This window comes from Streptomyces sp. ISL-1, from assembly GCF_018614585.1.
Lineage (GTDB): Bacteria > Actinomycetota > Actinomycetes > Streptomycetales > Streptomycetaceae > Streptomyces > Streptomyces maoxianensis.
In genome coordinates, this window is the sequence record NZ_JAGGOI010000032.1 from 1 (window position 1) to 22,128 (window position 22,128).

Annotated in this window: 23 protein-coding genes; 17 read left to right on the forward strand and 6 right to left on the reverse strand. The window is 70.0% G+C overall.

Translation table 11 applies throughout. The annotated features are described in order from the left end of the window. Nucleotides 1-170 precede the first annotated feature (170 nt). Entirely contained in the window at nt 171-1,709 is a 1,539-nt protein-coding gene (locus J7E87_RS22990; protein ID WP_215096391.1) for an ATP-dependent DNA ligase, read from the forward strand. A 54-nt stretch (nt 1,710-1,763) separates the two neighbouring features. On the opposite strand, the gene J7E87_RS22995 is transcribed toward J7E87_RS22990, so the two are convergent. Beyond that, the gene (locus tag J7E87_RS22995; RefSeq protein WP_215096392.1) at nt 1,764-2,270 is read right to left on the reverse strand and encodes an FBP domain-containing protein; all 507 of its coding nucleotides are present in this window, start codon (nt 2,268-2,270) and stop codon (nt 1,764-1,766) included. Between the two features lie 86 nt (nt 2,271-2,356). On the opposite strand from J7E87_RS22995, the gene J7E87_RS23000 reads away from it, so the two are divergent. Then, entirely contained in the window at nt 2,357-2,662 is a 306-nt protein-coding gene (locus J7E87_RS23000; RefSeq protein ID WP_215096393.1) for a 4a-hydroxytetrahydrobiopterin dehydratase, read from the forward strand. A gap of 136 nt (nt 2,663-2,798) precedes the next feature. Here J7E87_RS23000 and J7E87_RS23005 read toward each other — a convergent pair whose 3' ends face one another. Next, a complete protein-coding gene (locus J7E87_RS23005) occupies nt 2,799-3,635 on the reverse strand; it encodes an NAD(P)H-binding protein (RefSeq protein WP_215096394.1) in 837 nt (278 codons plus the stop codon). Between the two features lie 81 nt (nt 3,636-3,716). Here J7E87_RS23005 and J7E87_RS23010 point away from each other — a divergent pair, with 81 nt between their 5' ends. Genes J7E87_RS23010 through J7E87_RS23020 form a run of 3 tightly spaced genes read left to right on the forward strand, consistent with a single transcriptional unit; the run spans nt 3,717 to nt 5,947 of the window. Beyond that, nucleotides 3,717-4,679 (forward strand): AraC family transcriptional regulator, encoded by a 963-nt coding sequence (locus tag J7E87_RS23010; RefSeq protein WP_215096395.1) that lies wholly within the window; start codon nt 3,717-3,719, stop codon nt 4,677-4,679. A 27-nt stretch (nt 4,680-4,706) separates the two neighbouring features. Continuing rightward, on the forward strand, nt 4,707-5,570 hold the full coding sequence (locus J7E87_RS23015; protein ID WP_215096396.1) for a trans-aconitate 2-methyltransferase: 864 nt from the start codon (nt 4,707-4,709) through the stop codon (nt 5,568-5,570). Nucleotides 5,571-5,590: 20 nt separating this feature from the next. Further along, nucleotides 5,591-5,947, forward strand: a complete 357-nt coding sequence (locus J7E87_RS23020; protein WP_215096397.1) for a hypothetical protein — start codon at nt 5,591-5,593, stop codon at nt 5,945-5,947. 110 nt (nt 5,948-6,057) lie between these two features. Here the strand turns inward: J7E87_RS23020 and J7E87_RS23025 are convergent, their stop codons facing one another. Further along, nucleotides 6,058-6,894: an aldo/keto reductase gene (locus tag J7E87_RS23025; protein WP_308313034.1), complete on the reverse strand. Its 837-nt coding sequence runs from the start codon at nt 6,892-6,894 to the stop codon at nt 6,058-6,060. A gap of 273 nt (nt 6,895-7,167) precedes the next feature. On the opposite strand from J7E87_RS23025, the gene pqqA reads away from it, so the two are divergent. The 9 genes from pqqA to J7E87_RS35345 all read left to right on the forward strand — a co-directional run bounded on the left by pqqA (nt 7,168) and on the right by J7E87_RS35345 (nt 13,452). Next, on the forward strand, nt 7,168-7,278 hold the full coding sequence (gene pqqA / locus J7E87_RS23030; RefSeq protein WP_215096398.1) for a pyrroloquinoline quinone precursor peptide PqqA: 111 nt from the start codon (nt 7,168-7,170) through the stop codon (nt 7,276-7,278). Between the two features lie 11 nt (nt 7,279-7,289). Next, entirely contained in the window at nt 7,290-8,186 is an 897-nt protein-coding gene (gene pqqB, locus J7E87_RS23035; protein WP_215096399.1) for a pyrroloquinoline quinone biosynthesis protein PqqB, read from the forward strand. Continuing rightward, nucleotides 8,183-8,881 (forward strand): pyrroloquinoline-quinone synthase PqqC, encoded by a 699-nt coding sequence (gene pqqC / locus J7E87_RS23040; RefSeq protein WP_308313035.1) that lies wholly within the window; start codon nt 8,183-8,185, stop codon nt 8,879-8,881. Before pqqB ends, pqqC begins: the two co-directional genes overlap by 4 nt. Continuing rightward, nucleotides 8,878-9,132 (forward strand): pyrroloquinoline quinone biosynthesis peptide chaperone PqqD, encoded by a 255-nt coding sequence (pqqD, locus tag J7E87_RS23045; RefSeq protein WP_251017879.1) that lies wholly within the window; start codon nt 8,878-8,880, stop codon nt 9,130-9,132. The genes pqqC and pqqD overlap by 4 nt, the downstream gene beginning before the upstream one ends. Next, the gene (gene pqqE / locus J7E87_RS23050; RefSeq protein WP_215096402.1) at nt 9,129-10,262 is read left to right on the forward strand and encodes a pyrroloquinoline quinone biosynthesis protein PqqE; all 1,134 of its coding nucleotides are present in this window, start codon (nt 9,129-9,131) and stop codon (nt 10,260-10,262) included. Before pqqD ends, pqqE begins: the two co-directional genes overlap by 4 nt. Beyond that, on the forward strand, nt 10,259-10,735 hold the full coding sequence (locus tag J7E87_RS23055; protein ID WP_215096403.1) for a glycoside hydrolase family 88 protein: 477 nt from the start codon (nt 10,259-10,261) through the stop codon (nt 10,733-10,735). The genes pqqE and J7E87_RS23055 overlap by 4 nt, the downstream gene beginning before the upstream one ends. 6 nt (nt 10,736-10,741) lie before the next feature. Then, nucleotides 10,742-11,521: a polysaccharide lyase gene (locus J7E87_RS23060; RefSeq protein WP_215096404.1), complete on the forward strand. Its 780-nt coding sequence runs from the start codon at nt 10,742-10,744 to the stop codon at nt 11,519-11,521. Nucleotides 11,522-11,689: 168 nt separating this feature from the next. Further along, nucleotides 11,690-12,976, forward strand: a complete 1,287-nt coding sequence (locus J7E87_RS35340; protein ID WP_308313036.1) for a glycosyl hydrolase family 28 protein — start codon at nt 11,690-11,692, stop codon at nt 12,974-12,976. Further along, nucleotides 12,973-13,452 (forward strand): carbohydrate-binding protein, encoded by a 480-nt coding sequence (locus tag J7E87_RS35345; protein ID WP_308313037.1) that lies wholly within the window; start codon nt 12,973-12,975, stop codon nt 13,450-13,452. Before J7E87_RS35340 ends, J7E87_RS35345 begins: the two co-directional genes overlap by 4 nt. Before the next feature lie 229 nt (nt 13,453-13,681). Here the strand turns inward: J7E87_RS35345 and J7E87_RS23070 are convergent, their stop codons facing one another. The 3 genes from J7E87_RS23070 to J7E87_RS23080 form a co-directional block, all read right to left on the reverse strand. Continuing rightward, nucleotides 13,682-14,938 carry a PP2C family protein-serine/threonine phosphatase gene (locus J7E87_RS23070; protein ID WP_251017880.1) on the reverse strand — a complete coding sequence of 419 codons (1,257 nt, stop codon included), beginning with the start codon at nt 14,936-14,938 and terminating at the stop codon, nt 13,682-13,684. A gap of 452 nt (nt 14,939-15,390) precedes the next feature. After that, a complete protein-coding gene (locus J7E87_RS23075) occupies nt 15,391-17,190 on the reverse strand; it encodes a long-chain fatty acid--CoA ligase (RefSeq protein WP_215096405.1) in 1,800 nt (599 codons plus the stop codon). 303 nt (nt 17,191-17,493) lie between these two features. After that, nucleotides 17,494-18,366, reverse strand: coding sequence for a LysR substrate-binding domain-containing protein (locus J7E87_RS23080; RefSeq protein ID WP_215096406.1), 873 nt, complete (start codon nt 18,364-18,366; stop codon nt 17,494-17,496). A 123-nt stretch (nt 18,367-18,489) separates the two neighbouring features. Between J7E87_RS23080 and J7E87_RS23085 the strand changes: the two genes are divergently transcribed. The 3 genes from J7E87_RS23085 to J7E87_RS23095 all read left to right on the forward strand — a co-directional run bounded on the left by J7E87_RS23085 (nt 18,490) and on the right by J7E87_RS23095 (nt 22,099). Further along, complete coding sequence (locus tag J7E87_RS23085; RefSeq protein ID WP_215096407.1) at nt 18,490-19,584, forward strand: bile acid:sodium symporter family protein; 1,095 nt, start codon at nt 18,490-18,492, stop codon at nt 19,582-19,584. A 56-nt stretch (nt 19,585-19,640) separates the two neighbouring features. Continuing rightward, complete coding sequence (locus J7E87_RS23090) at nt 19,641-20,045, forward strand: (2Fe-2S) ferredoxin domain-containing protein (protein ID WP_215096408.1); 405 nt, start codon at nt 19,641-19,643, stop codon at nt 20,043-20,045. A 149-nt stretch (nt 20,046-20,194) separates the two neighbouring features. Then, nucleotides 20,195-22,099 carry a LamG-like jellyroll fold domain-containing protein gene (locus tag J7E87_RS23095; protein WP_215096409.1) on the forward strand — a complete coding sequence of 635 codons (1,905 nt, stop codon included), beginning with the start codon at nt 20,195-20,197 and terminating at the stop codon, nt 22,097-22,099. The last annotated feature ends 29 nt before the right edge of the window (nt 22,100-22,128 follow it).

A 22,128-nucleotide genomic window follows, 5' to 3' on the forward strand; every position in this document is an offset into this window, starting at 1 on the left:
CGGACCCCCGCACCCCGGACCCCGCGCCGCGGACGACCGCACCGTACGGCGCCGGGCAACCCGTGGACCCGCACCGCGGACCCCCGCGCCCCGCACCGCGGACCCCCACAGCGACCAGCGACCAGCGACCAACACGTGCGCTCCCCGCCCCCGCCGTGCACCATGGCCCCATGCTGCTCGCCCGGCTCGTCGACGTGTCCCGAGAGGTCGCCGCCACCTCCGCGCGGTCGCGGAAGATCGCCGCGCTCGCCGGGTTGTTCGCCGACGCGCAGCCCGACGACGTCGCCCTCGTCATCTCGTACCTCGCCGGACGCGTCCCGCAGGGCCGCATCGGCGTCGGCTGGAGCGTGCTCAAGGAAGCCGTACCGCCCGCCGCCGTCCCGAGCCTGAGCGTCGCCGACGCGGACGCCGCGTTCACCCGTCTCGCCGAGATCACCGGATCCGGCTCACAGGCCGAGCGTAAACGCCTCGTGCGGGAGCTCATGGCCCGCGCCACCGCCGAGGAGCAGCAGTTCGTGATGCGGCTGCTGATGGGCGAGGTACGACAGGGCGCGCTCGACGCGATCGCGCTGGAGGGCGTCGCCCAGGCCGCCGGCGCGCCCGCCGCGGATGTGCGGCGGGCCGTGATGCTGGACGGGTCGCTGCCCCGCGTCGCCCGCGACCTGCTCGCCGAGGGGCCCGCCGCGCTCGAGCGGTTCCAGTTGCGCGTCGGCAGCCCCGTGCTGCCGATGCTCGCCCACACCGCGAAGTCGGTCACCGAGGCGGTCGGCGCGCTCGGCACCGCCTGCGTGGTCGAGGAGAAGCTCGACGGCATCCGCGTCCAGGTGCACCGCAGCGGGCAGGACATCCGGATCTACACGCGGTCCCTCGACGACATCACCGACCGCCTCCCCGAAGTCACGGACGCTGCCCGGCAGATGACGGGCGACCGGTTCATCCTGGACGGCGAGGTGATCGCCCTGGACGCCACCGGCCGCCCCGTCCCGTTCCAGGACATCGCCTCCCGTGTCGGCTCCCGCGTCGACGTGAACGCGGCACGCGCCGTGCTTCCCCTGTCGCCCGTCTTCTTCGACGTCCTCGCCACCGACGGGGAGCCCACGCTCGACCTGCCCGGCAGCGAACGGCACACCGTCCTCGCCCGCCTCGTCCCCGAACCGATGCGCGTGCGCCGCGCGGTCGTCGAGGACCCCGCATCCAGCCAACAGGTCGCCGCCGCCGAGGAGTTCTTCTCCGAGACGCTGCGCCGCGGCCATGAGGGCGTCCTCGTCAAAGCCCTCGACGCGCCGTACGTCGCCGGCCGCCGCGGCCGCTCGTGGCTCAAGGTCAAACCCGTCCACACCCTCGACCTCGTCGTGCTGGCCGCCGAGTGGGGCCACGGCAGACGCACGGGCCTGCTCTCCAACCTCCACCTCGGCGCACGCGCCGCCGACGGTACGTACGTCATGCTCGGCAAGACCTTCAAGGGCCTCACCGACGAGATGCTGCGCTGGCAGACGCAGCGACTGCGCGAACTGGCCGTCAACGACGACGGGTTCACTGTCACGGTCCGTCCCGAACTCGTCGTGGAGATCGCCTTCGACGGCGTGCAGAGCTCCCCGCGCTACCCGGCCGGCGTCACCCTGCGCTTCGCCCGCGTGCTGCGCCACCGCCCCGACAAGCCGGCCCAGCAGGCCGACACCATCGAGCAGGTCCTGGACTCCCGCGGCTGAACCCCGCGTATGCCCCCGCGCCGCGCAGCTGAGGCGCGCCAAGTTCAGTGCGCTTCAGCGCAGGCCCATCACCTTGTCGGCGAAGGCCGTGAGGTTGCCGACCGTACGGGTGATCCGCTCGTCCAGGGCGAGCGTCTCCTCGTGGAGGCCGCCGCGCAGCTTGGGCTGCTTCCGGCCGCGGATGTACAGCGAGCAGGCGAGGTCCGTGCACAGATACGTGCCCACGGTGTTTCCCTCCCGCCCCGCCGCGCCGGCCAGCGGGGCCGCGAAGAGGGTCACCCCGGACGAGGCGTGTCCCGTGAGGCAGGCCTGGCACATGCTGGACTTGACGGCGCTGGTCCGTCCGGCCGACGGCACCCGCAGGGTGACGCCGACAGGGCCGTCCGCCCGGGGGAGGACGATATGCGCCCGCAGCGGCGCACCCGGATCGCTCCAGCCGAGAAAGTCGAGGTCCTGCCAAGGGAGTTCGGCGAAGTCCATGGGGAGCTTCAGGCGGGTCGCCTCGCCTTTCGTGCAGTTGACGAAGGATGCGCGTATCTGCTTTTCGGTCAGAGCTTCCACCGGTGGAACGTACACAGAGCGCCCCAGGACGGGCATCCCATTTATGGTGGCCGAAGCCGCCGCCGTTTCCTGAAGGGATCCTGGTCATGCCCACAGAGCCGCTGTCGCAGAAGGACATCGAGGACCGCTTGCTGGAACTCCCCGGCTGGTCCCTGGAGGGCGACCGCATCGCCCGCGCGTACCGTCTCTCCTCACATTTCGCGGCGACCGCGATGGTCGTGCACATCGCGCAGATCCAGGACGAGCTGAACCACCACTCGGATCTGACTCTCGGCTACAACACGCTCGCCCTGTCGGTGAACTCCCATGACGCGGGCGGCGCGGTCACCGAGAAGGACTTCGACCTCGCCCAGCGGGTGGAACAGATCGCGCCGGGGCACGGCGCGAGCTGACAAGCGGCCCGCGAAGGCCGCAGGCGCCGGGCCCGCGTGCCCGGCGGCTCCGGTACCCGCGCCGGCCCAGCGGGACGCCTGAAGTACGACGGTCAGGGGCCCGGATCAGTACGGCCCGGGCCCCGGCACCCTCTTGTCAGGCGTTCCAAGCGCCCGACCGGGCCGTGTGCCGCGCGAAGTCCGCGAAGTCCTTCGGCGCGCGGCCGAGTACCTGACGCACGCCGTCCGTCAGTGAGGCGTTGTGCCCGTCGAGCAGCGTCCCGAACAGTCCCGCGAGCCACTGCGCGTCCGGCGCCGGCAGTCCGTACTGCTGGAGCATCTGCGTGTACGCCTCGACGGACACCGGGACGTAGCGCATCTCGCGGCCCGTCGCCCGGCCGATCTCCGCCGCCACCTCCGCGAAGGTGAGCAGCCGCGGCCCCGTCAGCTCATGGACGGCTCCGGTGTGACCGTCCTCGGTGAGCGCGGCGACCATCACGTCCGCCAGATCGTCAGCGTCGACGAACGGCTCCGCGGTCTCGCCCGCCGGGAACGGGATCTCGCCGGTCAGCACCCCTTCGGACATGGCGCCCTCGCTGAAGTTCTGCGCGAAGAAGCTGGCCCGCACGACCGTCATGTCCAGGCCCGACTCTCGCAGCGCGCCCTCGGCCACCACCGCTTCCGGCTCACCGCGGCCGGAGAGCAGCACCAGACGCCGTACCCCGTTCCCGGCCGCCTGCCGGCCGAAGGACCGCATCGCCTCGGGGGCGCCCGGCGCCGCGAGGTCCGGGAAGTACGCGACGTAAGCCGCGTCCGCGCCGCGCAGCGCGGGTCCCCAGGTGGACTCGTCCTCCCAGTCGAAGAGGACCTCTCCCTTGCGCGATCCGGCCCGCACATCCACTCCGCGCGCGGCGAGCCGCTGCGCCACCCGGCGGCCGGTCTTGCCCGTGGCCGCCGTCACCAACACCGTTTCCTGCTTCAGGTTCTCTGCCATGCCTCAAGGTTTGCGGCTGCGGCGTGGACTCTCCATGCTCCAGAGGCTCAATCCCATATGCGTGCGTCTACGCTGTGGTTCATGGACGCTCTCGCCGGGCTACTGGACGGACCGCGGGCCAGGGGGGCCATTCTGCTGCGGATGGTGATGGAGCCTCCGTGGTCCCTGCGCATCGAGGACCAAGCCCCGCTCTCCCTGCTCTGCATGACCGCGGGCGAGGCCTGGATATTGCCCGACGCCGGTGACCCGGTGCTGCTGCGCCCCGGCGATGTCGCGATCGCCCGCGGCCCGGGTTCGTACACCACGGCGGATGAGATCACCCGCGAGCCGACGGCGCTGATCGGTCCGGGCGGCACCTGCCACACCCTGCGGGGCGAACCGCTCGCGGAGTCCATGTACTTGGGCGTACGGAGCTGGGGCAACGACCCCGCGGGCTCGGCAACCATGCTGGTCGGCACCTACCAGATGAGGGGCGAGGCCAGCGGGCGGCTGCTCGACGCGCTGCCCGAGCTGCTCCATCTGCCCGCCGGTTCGTGGAACTGCCCGCTGATGCCGGTGCTCGACGACGAGATCTCCCGTGACGAGCCCGGCCAGAGCGTGGTGCTCGACCGAATCCTGGACCTGGTGCTGATCGCCGTAGTGCGGGCCTGGTTCTCGCGCCCGGACGCCGCGGCCCCGGCCTGGTATCTGGCGATGGGCGACCCGGTGGTCGGCCGGGCGCTGCGGCTGCTGCAGGACGATCCCGCCCACTCCTGGACGGTGGCCTCGCTGGCCGCCAAGTGCGGGGTCTCCAGGGCTGGACTGGCCCGCCGCTTCAACGAGTTGGTGGGGGAACCCCCGATGGCGTACCTCACGGGCTGGCGGCTCACGCTCGCCGCGGATCTGCTGCGGGACACGGACGCGACGGTCGACGCGGTGGCCAGGAAGGTCGGCTACAGCGGTTCGTTCGCGCTGAGCGCCGCCTTCAAGCGGGTACGTGGGGTCAGCCCGCAGGAGCACCGCGGAGGCGTCGTTTTGCCGGAACCGCAACAACATTCGCCGTAACCGCACCGCCGCGCGAACCTTGGGTCCATGAGCCATCACCACGACACGACGCATATCGACTGGGACGAGCTGGGCCCGCTGCTGGAGCGCGGCGCGGAGCTCCAGACTCCGCTGTACCGCCAGGCGGCGGCCTGGCTGGGCGAGCTGCTGCCCGCGACCGGCATCAGGCGGATCCTCGACATCGGCAGCGGCCCCGGAGTGCTGACCACGCTGCTCGCCGAGGCGTTCCCGTACGCCGAAGTGGTCGCCGTGGACGCCACCGAGCCGCTCCTCGCCCGGGCACGCGCTCGCGCCGAGCGCGCCGGGTTCGGCGACCGCATCCGTACACGCCATGCCGAAATCCCGGACCAAATCGGGGAGTTGGGCGAGGCGGACCTGATCTGGGCGGGCAACTCGGTGCACCACATCGGCGACCAGCGCGCCGCGCTCGGCGGCTTCGCCCGGCTGCTGCGCCCGGGCGGGCTGATCGCGGTGGTCGAGGGCGGGCTGCCCACGCGTCACCTCCCGCGCGACATCGGCATCGGCCGGCCGGGGCTCGAAGGCCGGATCGACGCGGCCGCGGGCGAGTGGTTCACCCGGATGCGGGCGGAGCTGCCGGGCGCGAAGGACGAGGTCGAGGACTGGCGGGCACTGCTCGGCGCGGCCGGTCTCACGCCGAGCGGAACCCGTTCCTTCCTGCTCGACATCCCCGCGCCGGCGCCTGAGGTGGTGCGCGAACAACTGGTCTCCGCCTTCACCTGGCAGCGAAAGATCCTGGACGACCTGCTGCCCGCCGAGGATCTGGCGCTGCTCGACCGGCTGCTGGACCCGGAGGACCCGCAGGGACTGCGGCACCGTCCGGACGCGTATCTGCTCACCGCGCGCACGGTGCACACCGCCCGCCTGGGCTGAATCCGGGGCAGGATGACCCCATGGCGAAGAAGTCCAACAAGTCCAGGCCCACGGGGTCTACCTCACTGCTCTCCCTCTGGTCGCAGGACTCCGTGCTGTCGATCGGCTCCGTAGGCTCGGTGCTCTCCATCGGCTCCGTCGGCTCGGCGCTCTCGGTCGGCTCGGTCGGCAGCGCCCTGTCGGTCGGCTCGATCGGATCCGCCCAGTCGCTGTTCTCGGCGGGGTCATGGATGAGCACGGGGTCGATGCTGTCCGCGCAGTCGCGGTGGTCCGCGTTCTCCTGGCGCTCCTCCCACGGCTTCCTGGCCGTGGGTGCGGTCGGCGCGGGCGCGGTCGCCCTGGCCGTCGCCGGGGCGATGCTCCTGGCCAGGGAGTGACGGCTCCGACTGCCACCACGGGCAGCGGCCCGCGGCCAGGGAGCGCGCCCCGCGAGAACGACATCGCCGCCCGGCGCGAACCGGGCGGCGACAGCAGCTTCAGGCAGCGATCAGGCGCCGTAATCGAATGTCGCCGGGTCGGGGCCCAGACGCTTGCCCTCGTCCAGCGCCGCGAACGCCGCCAGATCGTCGGCATCCAGCTCGAAGCCGAACACGTCGAGGTTCTCCTTGATCCGGGACGGGGTCACGGACTTGGGGATCACGACATTGCCGATCTGCAGATGCCAGCGCAGCACCACCTGGGCGGGGGTACGGCCGTACTTCTGCGCGACTGCGACGACCGTCGGGACCTCCAGGAGGCCCTTGCCCTGGCCCAGCGGTGACCAGGCCTCGGTCTTGATGCCGTGCCTGTCGTGGAAGGCGCGCAGCTCACCCTGCTGGAGCTGCGGGTGCAGCTCGATCTGGTTCACGGCCGGGACGACCGAGGTCTCGCCGATCAGGCGCTCAAGGTGCTCCGGAAGGAAGTTGGAGACGCCGATCGCCTTGGCGCGGCCGTCCGCGCAGATCTTCTCGAAGGCTTTGTACGTGTCCACATAGGCGTCCTTGGACGGCAGGGGCCAGTGGATCAGGTAGAGGTCGACGTAGTCGAGTCCCAGCTTGTCCAGCGAGGCGTCGAAGGCGCGCAGAGCCTTGTCGTAACCCTGGTCGCTGTTCCAGAGCTTCGTGGTGATGAAGAGTTCCTCGCGGGGAAGACCGGAGGCGGCGACGGCACGGCCGGAGCCCGCTTCGTTCTCGTAGATGGCCGCGGTGTCGATGCTGCGGTAGCCGGCCTCAAGGGCCGTGGCAACCGCCTTCGCCGCCTCGTCATCCGGAACCTGCCAGACACCGTAGCCGAGCTGCGGCATGGCGACGCCGTTGTTGAGGGAGATGGAGGGGACCTTGCTCACGAGCGGTCGATCCTTAACGTCGTCGGTTGGTACTCCCAGGATCAACGATCACTCCGGCGGACGCATTCCCGACCTCGAAGTTGGCCTGATACAGCTCCGACCTTGTCGGTCCGGACCATTGACCGCGTCTCATCAAGACGCAACCCTATGGCACATAACTGAACTCCGGACACTCATGTGAATGGACATTCAGTCCTGCTCAACCATGCGTCACAGAGCAATCACTCCTGAATCACTCCTGACCCCCACATCTCAGGAAAGCAGGTACAGCTCATGCCGGACAGCAAGGAAACATCGGAGCAGACCATCAACTGGCAGACTCCCGAGTTCGAGGTCGTCGAGACCGCGCTCGAAGTCACCGCCTACGCGCTCACCGACCGGTAGACCCCGGCGCCATGCTGCTGCAGGTGCTCGGCACCGCGGCGGGCGGCGGACTGCCCCAGTGGAACTGCGCGTGTCCCGGCTGTGCCGGGGCGCGCGCACACCCGCACCGGCGCCGTCGTCATGCCTCACTCGCCCTGCGCGCGGACGAGGGCCGCTGGTATCTCGTCAACGCCACCCCCGACATCGGCGACCAGATCGAGGACAGCCACGCGCTGCGGCCCGGGCCCGGGCCGCGCGAATCGCCCGTGGCCGGAGTGATCCTCACCGACGCGGAACTCGACCACACTCTCGGCATCGCCCGGCTGCGCGAGGCCGACGGCTTCGACATCCTCGCCACCGGGCCGGTACGGGACGCCCTGCTCGGCCGGCTGCGCCTGGGCGAGGTACTCGCCCCGTACACCCGTATCGAATGGCGCGAGTTGGGCCACGAGGCGGAACCGCTCGTCAAGAGCGGCACCGTGGAAATAGATGCCGTACCCGTCTCGGCCAAACGGCCGCGGTACGCCACCGGCGCCGGACCGAACGAGCGCACCTGGGTGGTCGCGCTGCGGCTGCGCGAGACCACGACCGGCCGCAGTCTGATCTACGCGCCCGCCCTCGCCCGCTGGACCGACGAGTTTCAGGAAGCTGTCGAGGAAGCCGACTGCGTCATTCTCGACGGCACCTTCTGGGACGACTACGAGCCGGTACGGACGTCGATCTCGGCCAAGACCGCCACCGGCATGGGCCATCTGCCGATCGTCGGGCCGAACGGCACCGCACGACGGCTCTCCGGCCTGGACGCCCGCTGTCTCTATACGCATCTGAACAACACCAACCCCCTCGCCGACCCGGACGCCCCGCAGCACGCACTGCTCGGCGAATGGGGACTCGAGGTCGCCGCCGACCGAATGGTGATCGAGCTGTGAGCGCCACGATCTGGAGCCGGGAGGAGTTCACGACGCGGCTGCGCGCCGTGGCCACCGAGCGCTACCACGACCGCCACCCCTTCAACGTACGGATGCACGAAGGCGCCCTGACCCCCGCCGAGTTGCGCCGCTGGATTCTCAACCGCTTCCACTACCAGCGCCACATCCCCGTCAAGGACGCCCTGATCCTCGCCAAGTTCGACGACTCCGAACTGCGCCGCACCTGGCTGCGCAGGATCCAGGACCACGACGGGGAGAAGGACGGCGACGGCGGCATCGAGCGCTGGCTGCGGCTCGGCGAGGCCGCTGGGATCGATCGCGCGCGGCTCGAATCGGGGGAGGAAGTACTGCCCGGCGTACGGCTGGCGGTCGATGGTTACGTCAACTTCTGCCGGCTCCACAGCCGGCTGGAGGCCGTCGCCGCCTCGCTCACCGAGCTGTCCGCGCCCGCCATCATGCGCCGCAGAATCGCCGCGTTCGAGGAGCACTACCGCTGGATCGACGCCGACGGGCTCAGCTACTTCCGCAACCGGATCGGGCAGGGCAGCCGGGACAGCGAGGAGGCGCTCGCGCTGGTCCTCGAGTGGGCCCACACCCGGGATCAGCAGGAGGCGGCCGTCGCGGCGCTCGCCTTCAAATGCGACGTGCTGTGGTCGCTGCTCGACGCCGTCGAGTGCGCCGGGGAGCGGCCATGACCTGGAGGCCTGTGCTCTCGCGGTCGGTGGTGTTCCGGCACGACCGGGTGCGCGGCGCCGATCTGCTCGTACTGCCGGAGCGGGTGGTCGTGCTCCAGGGCAACGCCGGGTCCATCGTGCGGCTCTGCGACGGGGTACGCGACGTGGACGCGATTGTCGCGGAGCTCGCCGAGCGGCATCCGGGTGCGCCCGTGGCCGAGGAAGTGCCGGTGTTCCTGGGGCGGTTGCGCAAGGAGGGCTGGCTGAAATGACCGAGGTCGTCACGGGAGTCTCCGGAGTCACCAGGGACAGTGGGGTCCAGCCGCCGTGGGCGCTGCTCGCCGAGCTCAGCCATGGCTGTCCCTTGCACTGCGCCTACTGCTCCAACCCCACCGAACTGGTCGGTCGGTCAGAGGAGTTGACCACCGCGCAGTGGGCCGAGGTTTTCCGGCAGGCCGCTGACCTGGGCGTCGTACAGTCTCATCTGTCCGGCGGGGAGCCGCTGTTGCGCCGCGATCTGACCGGGATCGTCGCCGCCGCCGACGGCGCGGGAATCCACACCCAGCTCGTCACCAGCGGTGTCGGGCTGCACGAGAAGCGGCTCGCGGCCCTGACGGCGGCCGGTCTGCGCAGCGTCCAGCTCTCCGTCCAGCATGCCGACCCCCGCGCCTCGGAGCTCATCGCGGGAGCCCGCTCCTTCGCCGCGAAGGAGCGCGCGGCCAGGCTCGTACGGGACGCGGAGCTGCCGCTGGGCCTCAACGTCGTACTCCATCGGGCCAATCTCGACGCCGTCGACGACCTTGTCGAACTCGGCCTTGCCTGGGGCGCGGAGCGGATCGAGCTCGCCAATACGCAGTTCTACGGCTGGGCCCTGCGCAACCGGGAGGCACTGATGCCGGACCGCGAACAGATCGCACGGGCACGCGAAGGCGTCGAGCGGTGGCGGGGACGGCTGGCCGGCCGGATGGAGCTGGTGTGGGTCGTGCCCGACTACATCGACGGCACCGCCAAACCCTGCATGGGCGGCTGGGGGGCGCTCTCGCTCACCGTCGCGCCCGACGGCACGGTCTATCCCTGCCCGGCCGCCGCCGCGCTGCCGGGACTGGACGCGCCGAACGTCAAGGACCACCGCCTGGAGTGGATCTGGCGCGAGTCGAAGACCTTCAACCTCTACCGCGGCGAGGAGTGGATGGGGGACCCGTGCCGCGGCTGCGAGCTGCGCACCAAGGACTTCGGCGGCTGCCGCTGCCAGGCGTACGCCCTCACCGGCGACGCCACCCGCACGGACCCGGCCTGCCACCTCTCGCCGGACCACGCTCTCGTACGCGACCTCGTCGACCGCCCGCGGCTCCCCGGGCCGATGGTCGCGCCCGCGTACGCCTACCGCAAGGAAGGACCATGAATCGATTAGCCACCCTGCTGCTGGCAGCCGCACTCGCCGGCAGCACACTGTCCGCCGTGCGCGCCGATCATCCGCGCCGCGCCCTGCTCCTGACCCTGCTGCGGAATCTTGCCGCCGGCATCGAGAAGCACCAGGACCCGGCCACCGGCCGCTGGTTCCAGGTCGTCGACAAGGGGTCGCACGGCGACAACTGGACCGAGACCTCCTGCTCCGCCATGTTCACCTTCGCCCTGTCCCGCTCGGTGCAGCAGGGATATCTCGACGCGCACTACGCGCAGGTTGCGCAGCGCGGATACCAGGGTGTGCTGGAAAAGATCTCGGTCGGCGGCGACGGCCGCACCAGTCTCACCGACATCTCCATCGGGACAAATGTCGGGAATTACAGCTACTACATCAACCGCGACCGGAAGACGAATGACTTCCACGGTCTCGGCGCCTTTCTCATCATGAACGAACAACTCCGGGCGAGGTAGAGGGAAATGACCGCATCACGCAGAGCCGTACTGGGCGCAGCCATCGGCGCCGCCGCGGCGGGACTGCCCCAGCTCGCGACCCCGGCGAGCGCCGCCTCCTGGCAGCTGCGCTGGTCGCCGTCCGCGAGCGGCGACAAGCTCAAGGCCTTCGAGACCATCGAGGACGACCGGGCGGACTCGCACCCGGCCGCAGCGCCGCACATCTTCGCCGAGGGAGACAACTTCCGGTTCAACATGCACACCCAGGACCGGGACACCAGCACCGACCGGCAGCGCCACGAGGTCACCGGCTGCCGCACCGGCAGCTCCTACCTCCAGTGGAAGTCCGGCCAGACCTGGCGGATCACGTACTCCATGTTCATACCGAGCACGCTGAAGGCGACGACCAGCTTCACGCACATCATGCAGATGAAGCAGCCCGGAGCGGGATCGTCGCCGATCGTCGTGCAGTCGCTGCGACGCGTCAACGGCGTGCAGACCATCGAGCTCAAGGTCATCGAGGGGGAGGTCCTCGTCGGCCGTACGAACCTGGAACCGCTGCACAACAAGTGGATCGACGTCGACTTCCAGATCAAGATCGGCAACGGCACGTCCGGCTCCGTCCGCTGGATCCTCAAGACCGGCGGCAGCACGGTGATCGACAAGTCGAAGTCGGGAGTCGACACCTTCCTCGCGGACCGGGTGCGCCCCAAGTGGGGCATCTACCGCTCCCTCGGCGACAGTTCGGGCTCCCTGCAGAACTGCCACATGCTCCTCACCAATATGCGCGGCTATCAGCTCGTCTGAGGAGGACGAGATGACCAGCTTACGGAGAACAGCCGCTACCGCCTTACTGGGCTTCCTGGTCGCCCTGGGCGTCGCCCAGCCGCCGGCCGGGGCCGAGCCGCCCGCGCCACCGCCGCTCCGGCGGCCGCCCCCCTCGCCGCCGAGTTCAATGTCCGTGACTTCGGCGCGGTGGGCAACGGCTCCACCAACGACACCTCCGCCATCAACAAGGCCATCACCGCGGCCAACACGGCCGGCGGCGGGATCGTCCGCTTCCCGTCGGGGACGTACGAGTCCAAGAACACCATCAGGATGAAGAGCGATGTCACCCTGCAACTGGACGCCGGGTCGACGATCAGCGGCAACGGCGCGGACACCTATGATCCGCCCGAGCCGAACCCGTGGGACGACTACCAGGACTACGGCCACAGTCACTTCCACAACGCCGTGATCTACGGAGACAACCTCACCAACATCGGTTTCACCGGCTCCGGAGTCATCGACGGCGACGGCGCGCTGATCATCGGCAACCCGAAGCCGGGCGAGGCCGACAAGATCATCTCGTTGACCCGCTGCAAGAACCTCACCCTCAGCGGCATCACCCTGCGCGAGGGCGGCCACTTCGCGGCGCTCATCAACGACTGCGACAACGTCGTCTCCGACCGGCTCGTCATCGACACGGCGATGGACCGCGACGGCTGGAACATCATCTCGACCACCAACGTCAGGATCAGAGGCGCCCATCTGGAGGCCAACGACGACGCGCTCGCCTTCAAGAGCGACTACGCGCTCGGCGCGAAGCTCAACAACGGGCATGTCACCGTCACCGACTCCTATCTCTCGGCCGGCTGCTGCAACGCCCTGATGTTCGGCTCCGAGACCTGCGGCGACTTCACCGACTACCGCTTCGAGGGGATCACCATCAAGGGCTCCGGCAAATCCGGCCTCGGTCTGGTCTCCATGGATGGCGCCAAGATCTCCGACGTCCATTACAAGGACATCACCATGACCGATGTCCGCTCGCCGATCATGCAGAAGGTCGGTACGAGAAAACGCTGCGGGAACAACCCCGGCGTCGGCTCCATCAGCAACGTCACGTACACCGACATCAAGGCCACCGGCACCACCCCGTCCTTCTCGCCGACCCTGTGGGGCGAGTCGGGCAGCGGCCGCATCCACGACATCGGCTTCACGAACGTCGACATCACCGTGCCGGGCGGAAACGGCACCATGTCCACCAACCCGCCGGGCAACGACCCCAAGGACTACAACCCCAAGGCGATCGGCACCCGGCCCGCCTGTGGCTGGTACATCCGAAATGCCGACAACGTCCGCTTCACCGACAGCGAGGTGCGGTTCGCGGCCAACGACGGACGGCCCGCCGTCATCGCCAACAACAGCGCCGGCATCCACTTCGACCGCTTCACGGCCCAGCGTGGCAGCAACAGCCCGTCGGACCTGCTCTTCCAGAGGTGAACGGATACTGCGTCGTGGGCAGCGCCAACACCGGCGGCGGCGCGCTGCGCGTGAGCCAGACCGGCTCCAGCCAGAACTGCGACGGCGGCGGCCCCTCGCCCACCCGGTACGAGGCGGAGAAAGCCGCCTACTCCGTGGGCTCCACCGTCGACTCCGACCACACCGGCACGGGCTTCGTCAACACAGCCAACGCGGTCGGGGCGTATGTGGAGTGGACGGTGAACGCCACCACAGCGGGCACAGCCGACCTCGTACTCGCCTACGCCAACGGCACCCCCACCGCCCGCCCCATGGACATCGCCGCCAACGGCGTCACCGTCGCCGCCGACTCCCCCTTCGCCGGCACCGGCGCCTGGACCAGCTGGCGAACCGTCACCCTGCCCGTCGCACTCAAGGCGGGCGCCAACACCGTCCGGGCCACCGCCACCACGGCGGGCGGCGCACCCAATCTCGACTATCTGGACGGCCCGGCATGACCAGTCGCCTCTGGGCGCGTCTGCTCTCGTGCCGGGGTACGCGCCGAGGGCCTTCGGGTCGGCGCGTACCCCGGCCGCCATGCCCTCGGCGAGCACCCTGCCCGGAAACATGCTCAGTGCCTGTTTCCGAACACTGCCCTTGGGAGGCCAGTTGGCCAGACGTGGAAGGGTGACCGTCGTCCGCGTGGGCGGCACTATCCAGTTCGGATTCGGTTGACGTCGAGGTTACTCAGTCAAGGACCGCGAGGTGGTCGGCGGCGCCGCCGTGCCACTCGATCATGAAGAGGGTGGCGTCGTCGCTGGTGCGCCCGCCCCGTTCCTTCTTCAGTGTGTGGGAGAGCCGGCGCAGATCCGCCCGCATTCCGTCTGACGGCTCCTGCCCCAGGCGGTTGACGCACTGGATGAGGCGTTCCTCACCGAAGGTCTCCCCGCCGTCGACGCGCTCCTCGATGATGCCGTCGGTGTAGCACAGGACCCGGTCGCCCTGCCGGAGCGTGTGCTCTCTGATGCGGGGCACCTCACCTCCGAAGCCGACGGGCAGCGTCGTAGCACTCTCCAGCTGCCGCACGACCTGGCCGTCGCGGATCAGCAGCGGCGCGGGGTGGCCCGCGTTGACCAGCTCCAGCTCACCGGTTGTGATGTTCAGGTGCATCAGCTGCGCGGTGACGAAGTGGTCGTTGCCGAACTGCCGGGAGATGGCCTGGTCCATGAACGCGTACTTCTCGGCCAGGCTGACGAACACACGCCGGGCATGGCGGTAGGCGCCGATGGCGATGGTCGCCATCGCGGCGGCGTCCAGGTCGTGGCCCATCGCGTCGATCACGGCCATGTGCAGGATGTTGTCGTTGAGGGCGTAGTCGAAGCTGTCACCGGCGACGCGGTAGGCGGGCTCCAGGATGCCTGCCACCTGAACCTGGGGCACGGTCATCGTCAGCGGCGGCAGCAGCCCCCACTGGATCTCCGCGGACACGCTCATCGGCTCCCGACGCCGGGCCAGGAAGAACTGGTCGGTGTAGGCGTTCTTGGTGACCAGCATGTCGGCGACCAGGCCGGCGAGCCGGCGCAGCAGGCGCCGGTCATCGTCGCCGACGACATCCAGCGTCAGGGCCATGACGCCCACCTGATCGCTTCCGTCCAGCAGGGGCAGATACATCCGCACGCCGCCGGCCTGCGGTACCTCGACGACGTCCACACGCAGGAAGGCCCGGCCGGCGGGGGAGTCGGCCATCGGCTCGGGCTGGCCCACGTGCAGCTTCCTGCCCGGAAGAGGCACCAGCAGCTCCTGCGCATAGTCCTGGAGCAGGATGGACACCTCGCGGCCGCCGATCCTGGCCACCTCCTCCGCGACCAGAGGGGCGATCAGCTGCGGCGGCAACAGCCGCGCCCGATCCAGCAGCAGACCGAGCAACCGCTCACCGAAACCCTCCGACCGATCCACGCTCTCCTCGCCCATGCCCCGCCTCGCCACCTCCTCCCTGCCACCCATACCGGTCACCGCCTCCGCACAACGTGAACCTGGGAAGCCGCCGGAGCGGCTCATTACGCCATGCGCAGCATGTCGGCCCGCGCCCGCAGGACGGGAGCTCGTGTGGATGGTGCCGCCGGGACTGCCCCCGCGTCCTGCGCAGGTCGGCGGTTGGATGCGGGAAACGTGGGTGTGGCCGACGTACGCCGATCCCAGGTCAGGTACCGGGCCATCAGGGTGAGTTGCCGCTTAGGCTTGGGATGTCAGGCCGCTGCCTGCGTCAGGTAGTACGGGGTGATGTCGCGCCGTTCGGCAGGCCGGGCCTTGCGGCGGTCGAGTCGTCGCGGGGCTCCGGGCGGCCAAGTTCTTTGAGCCATCCAACGGCGACAAGCTCACAGCCATACCCAGAACCCCTGGGTCCGCCGATCTTACGAATGACCAACTCAGACCCACGCTTGGAAGGTTGGACAAGCTCAGCGGTAGAGCGCGTCCACCTCGACCGCGTACGCCGCCTCGATCGCCTTCCGCTTGAGCTTCAGGGACGGGGTGAGCAGCCCGAGCTCCTCGCTGAAGGGGTGTGCCAGTATCCGGAAGGTACGGATCGACTCGGTCTTCGACACCAGGGTGTTGGCGGCCACCACCGCGCGGCGGACCTCCATCTCCAGATCCGGGTCCCGCACCAGTTCGGCCGGCGACAGCGGCGGCTTGCCCTGCATGGCGAGCCAGTGGTCGACGGCCTCCTTGTCCACGGTGACCAGGGCCGCGATGTACGGGCGGTCATTGCCGACGGCGATGCACTGGGCGACCAGCGGATGGTTGCGCACCCGCTCCTCCAAGCCCACGGGCGAGACGCTCTTGCCGCCCGACGTCACCAGGATCTCCTTCTTGCGCCCGGTGATGGTCAGATAGCCGTCGTCGTCGAGCGCCCCGAGGTCGCCGGTGGCCAGCCAGCCGTCGTGCAGCACGGCGTCGGTGGACTTCGGGTCGCCCAGATATCCGGAGAAGATGTTTGCGCCGTGCAGCCACACCTCGCCGTCCTCCGCGATGTGCACCGTGGTGCCGGGGATGGGCTGGCCGACCGTGCCGTACCGCGTGCGCTCGGGCGGGTTCGCCGTCGCCGCCGCGGTCGACTCGGTGAGTCCGTATCCCTCGAAGACGGTGACGCCCGCACCCTCGAAGAAGAGGCCGAGCTGCCGGTTCATGCCGGAGCCGCCCGACATCGCGTGCCGGACACGGCCGCCCATGGCGTCGCGGACCTTGCCGTACACGAGCTTCTCGAAGAGCTGATGCTGCAGCCGCAGTCCGGCCGACGGGCCGGGGCCGATCCCGAAGGCCCGGTGTTCCATCGCTTCCGCGTACTTCACCGCCACCTGGACGGCCTTGTCGAAGGGGCCCGTCTTCCCCGCGGCCTCTGCCTTGCGGCGGGCGGCGTTGAAGACTTTCTCGAAGATGTACGGCACGGCCAGGATGAACGACGGCCGGAAGGCCGCCAGATCCGGCAGCAGCGCGCTCGCCTGGAGCACCGGCTGATGGCCGATCTTTACCCGGCCGCGGATGGCCGCGACCTCGACCATCCGCCCGAAGACATGCGCGAGCGGCAGAAAGAGCAGCGTGGACGCCTCGTCGCCGGGCTTGGAGTGGAAGACCGGCTCCCAGCGGTCGATAAGGGTGTCGGTCTCGAACATGAAGTTGGCGTGGGTGATCACACAGCCCTTGGGGCGGCCGGTGGTGCCGGAGGTGTAGATCACGGTGGCGACCGAGTCGGGGGTCACCGCCCGCCGGTGCCGGTGCACCACCTGGTCGTCGATGTGGCTCCCCGCCTGGACCAGTTCGTCGATGGCCCCGGCGTCCAGCTGCCAGAGCCGCTTCAGCCGCGGCAGCTGGTCGATCACCGAGCCGATGGTCATGGCGTGGTCCTCGTGCTCGACCATGCACGCGGTCACCTCGGCGTCGTGCAGCATCCAGAAGACCTGCTCCGCGGAGGAGGTGGGGTAGACCGGGATGGACTGGGCGCCTACCGTCCACAGTGCGAAGTCGAAGAGCGTCCACTCGTAGCGCGTGGGGCACATCAGCGCGACGCGGTCCCCGAAGCGCACACCGTGCGCGAGCAGTCCTTTGGCCAGGGCCAGCACTTCGTCGCGGAACTGCGCGGAACTCACGTTCTGCCAGTTGCCCTCCGCGTCCTTTCGGCCGAGCGCGACCCGGTCCGGATCGTCGGCGGCATGGTCGAAGACCGCGTCCGCAAGTCCACCGACCTGAGGCGCCGCGGCCATGGGTGGGACCGTGAACTCGCGCAATGGCTGCTCCTTGTGGCGCTCCCCGCACAGCGCCGTGACGCTACCCCACCCGGCGGACGGGCGGGAGAGCCTTCCAGAACTGTGGACGAATGGCATCACCACAGGTCAGCCGCGCATATCCGGCCACATTGGGAAGGCTCGGGCGACTTTCTGACCGTTGGGTAAGTAGGCTGCGCCGGAATCTCCACCGAATCTGTACGACGCGATCACCGTCGCTCTACGGGGACGGGGTCGTGGTCCGTACCTGATCGGGGCAGCCGGGGCGAGCGGTGATCGTGCTCAGTGGCCGACCGGTCCGTGCAGCCGGTCGCCGCTCGCGAGGATCGCGGCGGCCAGCGCGTCCGCGGCCTCCTGCGCCGCGTCCCGGCGGCGGCCGTGCAGCAGTACGAAGTCCACCGTGCCCAGCTCCGGCAGCCCGGCTCGGTCGGGAACCGGCACCAGACCCGGCGGGACCAGTGAGCGGGTGTGGGCCATCACGCCGAGACCCGCGCGGGCGGCGGCGACCAGTCCGCTGAGGCTGCCGCTCGTGCACGCGATGCGCCACGGGCGGCCGTGCCGCTCCAGGACGTCGAGGGCACGGGCCCGGGTCACGGCCGGCGGCGGGAAGAGGATCAGCGGGACCGGGCGCTCCGGATCGATGCGTACGCCGTCGGCCGCGATCCAGATCATGCGATCGCGCCACACCAGCTCGCCGTGCGATTCGCCCGCCCGGCGCTTGGCGAGCACCAGATCCAGCCGGCCCGCCGCCAACTGCTCGTGCAGCGTGCCGGACAGCTCGACGGTGAGCTCCAGGTCGACTTCGGGGTGATCGCGCCGGAACGACTCCAGGATCTCCGGGAGCCGGGTCAGTACGAAGTCCTCGGACGCCCCGAAACGCAGCCGCCCGCGCAGCCGCGTACCCGTGAAGAACGCGGCCGCGCGTTCGTTCGCCCGCAGGATCGTGCGGGCGAAGCCGAGCATCGCCTCGCCGTCCTCGGTGAGCTCCACGCTGTGCGTGTCCCGGGTGAACAGCTGCCGCCCGGTCGCGTCCTCCAGCCGGCGCACATGCTGGCTCACCGTCGACTGCCGCAGCCCGAGCCGGCGGGCGGCCTGGGTGAAGCTCAGGGTCTGGGCGACCGCGAGGAAGGTACGGAGCTGAGCCGGGTCGTACATCCTTCGAGGTTAGCCCGCCATCGCGAATCGTGATGACAGTCAGAGTGGTATGTGGGATTCCCGATCGCGCCGATCCACGGGAGCATAGGAGGGCACGATCTGAACCGAGAGCAAGTGGAGCACATGAGCCGCCGCACGCCGCAGTTCCCGTCCTGGCTGCCGATCGATCCGTACATCCTGGCGATACTCGGGTCCGTGGGCCTCGCGGCTCTGCTCCCGGCGTCGGGCGCGGCGGCCGATGTGGCGGGCGGGGCGTCGACCGGCGCGGTGGCGCTGCTGTTCTTCCTGTACGGGGCTCGGCTGTCGACGCGCGAGGCGCTCGACGGGCTCAGGCACTGGCGGCTCCATCTGACGGTGCTGGCCGCGACGTTCCTGCTCTTTCCGCTACTGGGACTGGCGGCGCGCGGCCTCGAGCCGCTGGTGCTCACCCCACAGCTCTACAGCGGTCTGCTGTTCCTGTGCCTGGTCCCGTCGACGATCCAGTCGTCGATCGCCTTCACCTCGATGGCCCGCGGCAACGTCCCGGCGGCGATCTGCGCGGGCTCCTTCTCCAGCCTCGCCGGCATCCTCGTGACACCGCTGCTCGCGGCCCTGCTGCTGGGTGGCGGTGCGAGCGGCTTCTCGGCGGACTCGCTGTTGAAGATCGTGCTCCAGTTGCTGGTGCCGTTCCTGGCGGGGCAGTTGCTGAGGCGGTGGATCGGCGGCTTCCTGACCCGCCACAAGCAGGCGCTCGGGTATGTGGACCGCGGCTCGATCCTGCTGGTCGTCTACACGGCCTTCAGCGAAGGCATGGTCGCGGGCGTCTGGCACCAGGTGACGCCGCTGCGGCTGGGGGCGCTGCTGCTGGTCGAGGCGGCGCTGCTGGCGGCGATGCTGGGGCTGACGTGGTACGGCTCGAAGCGGCTCGGGTTCGGGCGGGGGGACCGGATCGCGATCCAGTTCGCGGGCTCGAAGAAGAGTCTGGCGGCCGGGCTGCCGATGGCGAGCGTGCTGTTCGGGGCGCAGGCGAGCCTGGCCGTGCTGCCGTTGATGCTGTTTCACCAGATGCAGCTGATGGTGTGCGCGGTGATCGCGAAGCGGCGGGCGCGGGACGCGGAGACGGTGTCCTTCCCCTCCTCTTCCTTCCCCGTTGCATCGACTGCCCGGGTCCGCCGCGTGGTGGGCGAGGCCCCCAAGGCCGAGGAGTACGCAGGCGCTGACGCCTCCGTGCCCCGGTGAACGCCGCCGCACGCGAACCCGGGCAACCCGCACCCGTGGTCTGACAAGATCACCCGGTGACGAAGTACGCCATACGCCCCTTCCATGCCCGCCCCTGCACTCTGGTCGTCTGCCGCGGATGCTGCTGCGGCGACGGCCGCAAGAACCCCGGCACCGACCACGAAGGGCAGTTGGCCAGGCTGCGCGCCGCCGCCGCGGGCTCCGAAGGTCGGCTCGCCGTCCGCACCAGTGACTGCCTCGGGCCCTGCGGGCAGGCCAATGTGATCGTGGTCCAGCCCTCCAGCGAGGGCCGGCGCCGGGGGGCTCGCGCGGCCTGGGTCGGCTGGGCGCTCGACGACGACGCGACGGACGACGTCCTGGCGTGGGCCGTCGCCGGCGGCCCCGGGCTCGCCGAACCCCCGGCCACCCTCGCGCTCCAGCTGATCCCGCCGCCGTCCGACGCGCGCCGTCGTGCCCGCTGATCCACCGTCAGCCCGCCCTGCCCCGCCCCGCGCCGCCTGAGTCATTCATGGATTCTTCGCCGGGACGTCGCCGCCCCGGCCCCGTCGTGCCCCGGACCCTCGCCTAACTTGCACACGTTCACCCCGACGAACGCACCGCGGAGACGTCCATGTGCAGTCCGCTTCACCAGCCCGACGGCCCACTCCCGAACGCCGCCAGCCGTCGTACGTTCCTGCGTGCCACCGGACTCACCGGCGCCGCCACCGCTGCCGCAGCCGCCACCGGGGGGCTGGCCGCGGCGCCCGCCGCGGCCCTGCCGCGGCAGAAGTCCGCTGACAACGTTGCCAGTTGGCGTCCCGACCCCGAGAGTCCCAGATTCACGCTCGTCGTCATGCCGGACACCCAGTACCTCTTCGACGGCGCAAGCATCAGTTCCGCGCCCGTCGAGGCATCCCTGCGCTACATAATCGACCACGGACGCGACGAGAACATCGTCTTCCTGTCCCATCTGGGCGATCTCACCGAGAACGGGCAGCCGCGCGAATTCGGACCGCTGAGCGAGGCCTTCGGGCTCCTGGACCGCCGACGCGTCGGCTACAGCGTCGTCGCCGGCAACCACGACATCAAGTCGTCGACCGACGACCAGCGCGGCCGCACCCCCTACCTGGACGCCTTCGGCCCACAGCGGATGCGCCGGCTGCCCACTTTCGGCGGGGCCACGCCCGACGGCTACAACACGTACCACCGCTTCCGCGCCGCCGGGCGCGAGTGGCTGATCCTCGCCCTCGACTGGCGGCCGTCGGCGGCTTCTCTGGCCTGGGCCAGGGACGTCATCGCCAAGCACCCGAAGACGCCGGTCGTACTGACCACGCACGAGCTCGTGTACGCGGACCAGTACGGCGACGAGGCCGAACTCTCCCCGCACGGCAAGCACCTGTGGGACGAGCTGATGGCCGACCACGACCAGATCTTCCTGACCCTCAACGGCCACTACTGGCCCGCCGCCCGCACCACCCGCACGAACACCGCCGGTCACGACGTGCATCTGCACATCACCAACTACCAGAACCGCTACTACGGCGGCAGCGCGATGATCCGCCTCTACCGCTTCGACCTCGCCAGGAACACCATCGACGTGGAAACGATCTCCCCGTGGATCCTCGGCCGCGCGGGCGACGGCCTCAATGAACTGGAGCGCCGCGAGATCGAAATGACGGGCCCGCAGGACAGCTTCTCCGTCCCCATCGACTTCGAGAAGCGCTTCGCCGGCTTCGCACCCGTCCCCGCCCGGGGACCCCGCCCCGCCGCGAAGATGCTCCTTCCCGGAACCGTCGCGTACTGGCGCTTCGACGGCACACACCAGGACGGCTCCCCGGCCGACGCCGCGCTGCGCGTCCCCGATCTGTCGGGCCACCGCAACGACCTCACGCGGGAAACGGTCCCGGGCGCCCCGGCCGACGCCCTGCGCTGGTCGAAAAGCCACCACTTCGACCAGCCGGGCCACGGCAGCCTCTACTTCGACGGCGGCAAGCCCCCGTTGCGCGGCGCGTATCTGCGTACGGAAGCCAACGCACCGCTGAACTCCCACACGTTCCGCTCCGGATACACCATCGAGGCGTTCATCAAGCTCCCCGCCGACTGGGACGCCGGCCGCCACGCCTGGGGCTCGATCCTCAGCCGCCGCGGCACACTCGGCGCCGCCGGTAAGACCGAAGGCGATCCGGAAGAGCCCGTCGCCACCCTCTCCCTGTCCGACGGACCCGGCCCGCAGTGGGCGGCAGCGCCGCTCAACCAGCCCGGAGCCGTCACCAACTGGGGCCATGAGCTGGAGCGCGAGGTCTGGTGGCATCTCGCCGTCGTCAACGACGCAAAGCACACCACGATGTACGTCGACGGCTGCCAGGTCGCCCGTAACCCCGCCACCCGTACCAGCGGCCTCGCCACCATCGGTCTGCCCTGGCTGGTGGGCGGCTACGAGTACGGCGGCACCCTGGACCAGCTGCTGCACGGCTGGCTCGGCGACGTGCGGATCGTCGAACGCGCCCTGCCCGTACGCGACTTCATGAACGCCTGACCCGCGCAGAGCCACCGAAGGAGGAGCAC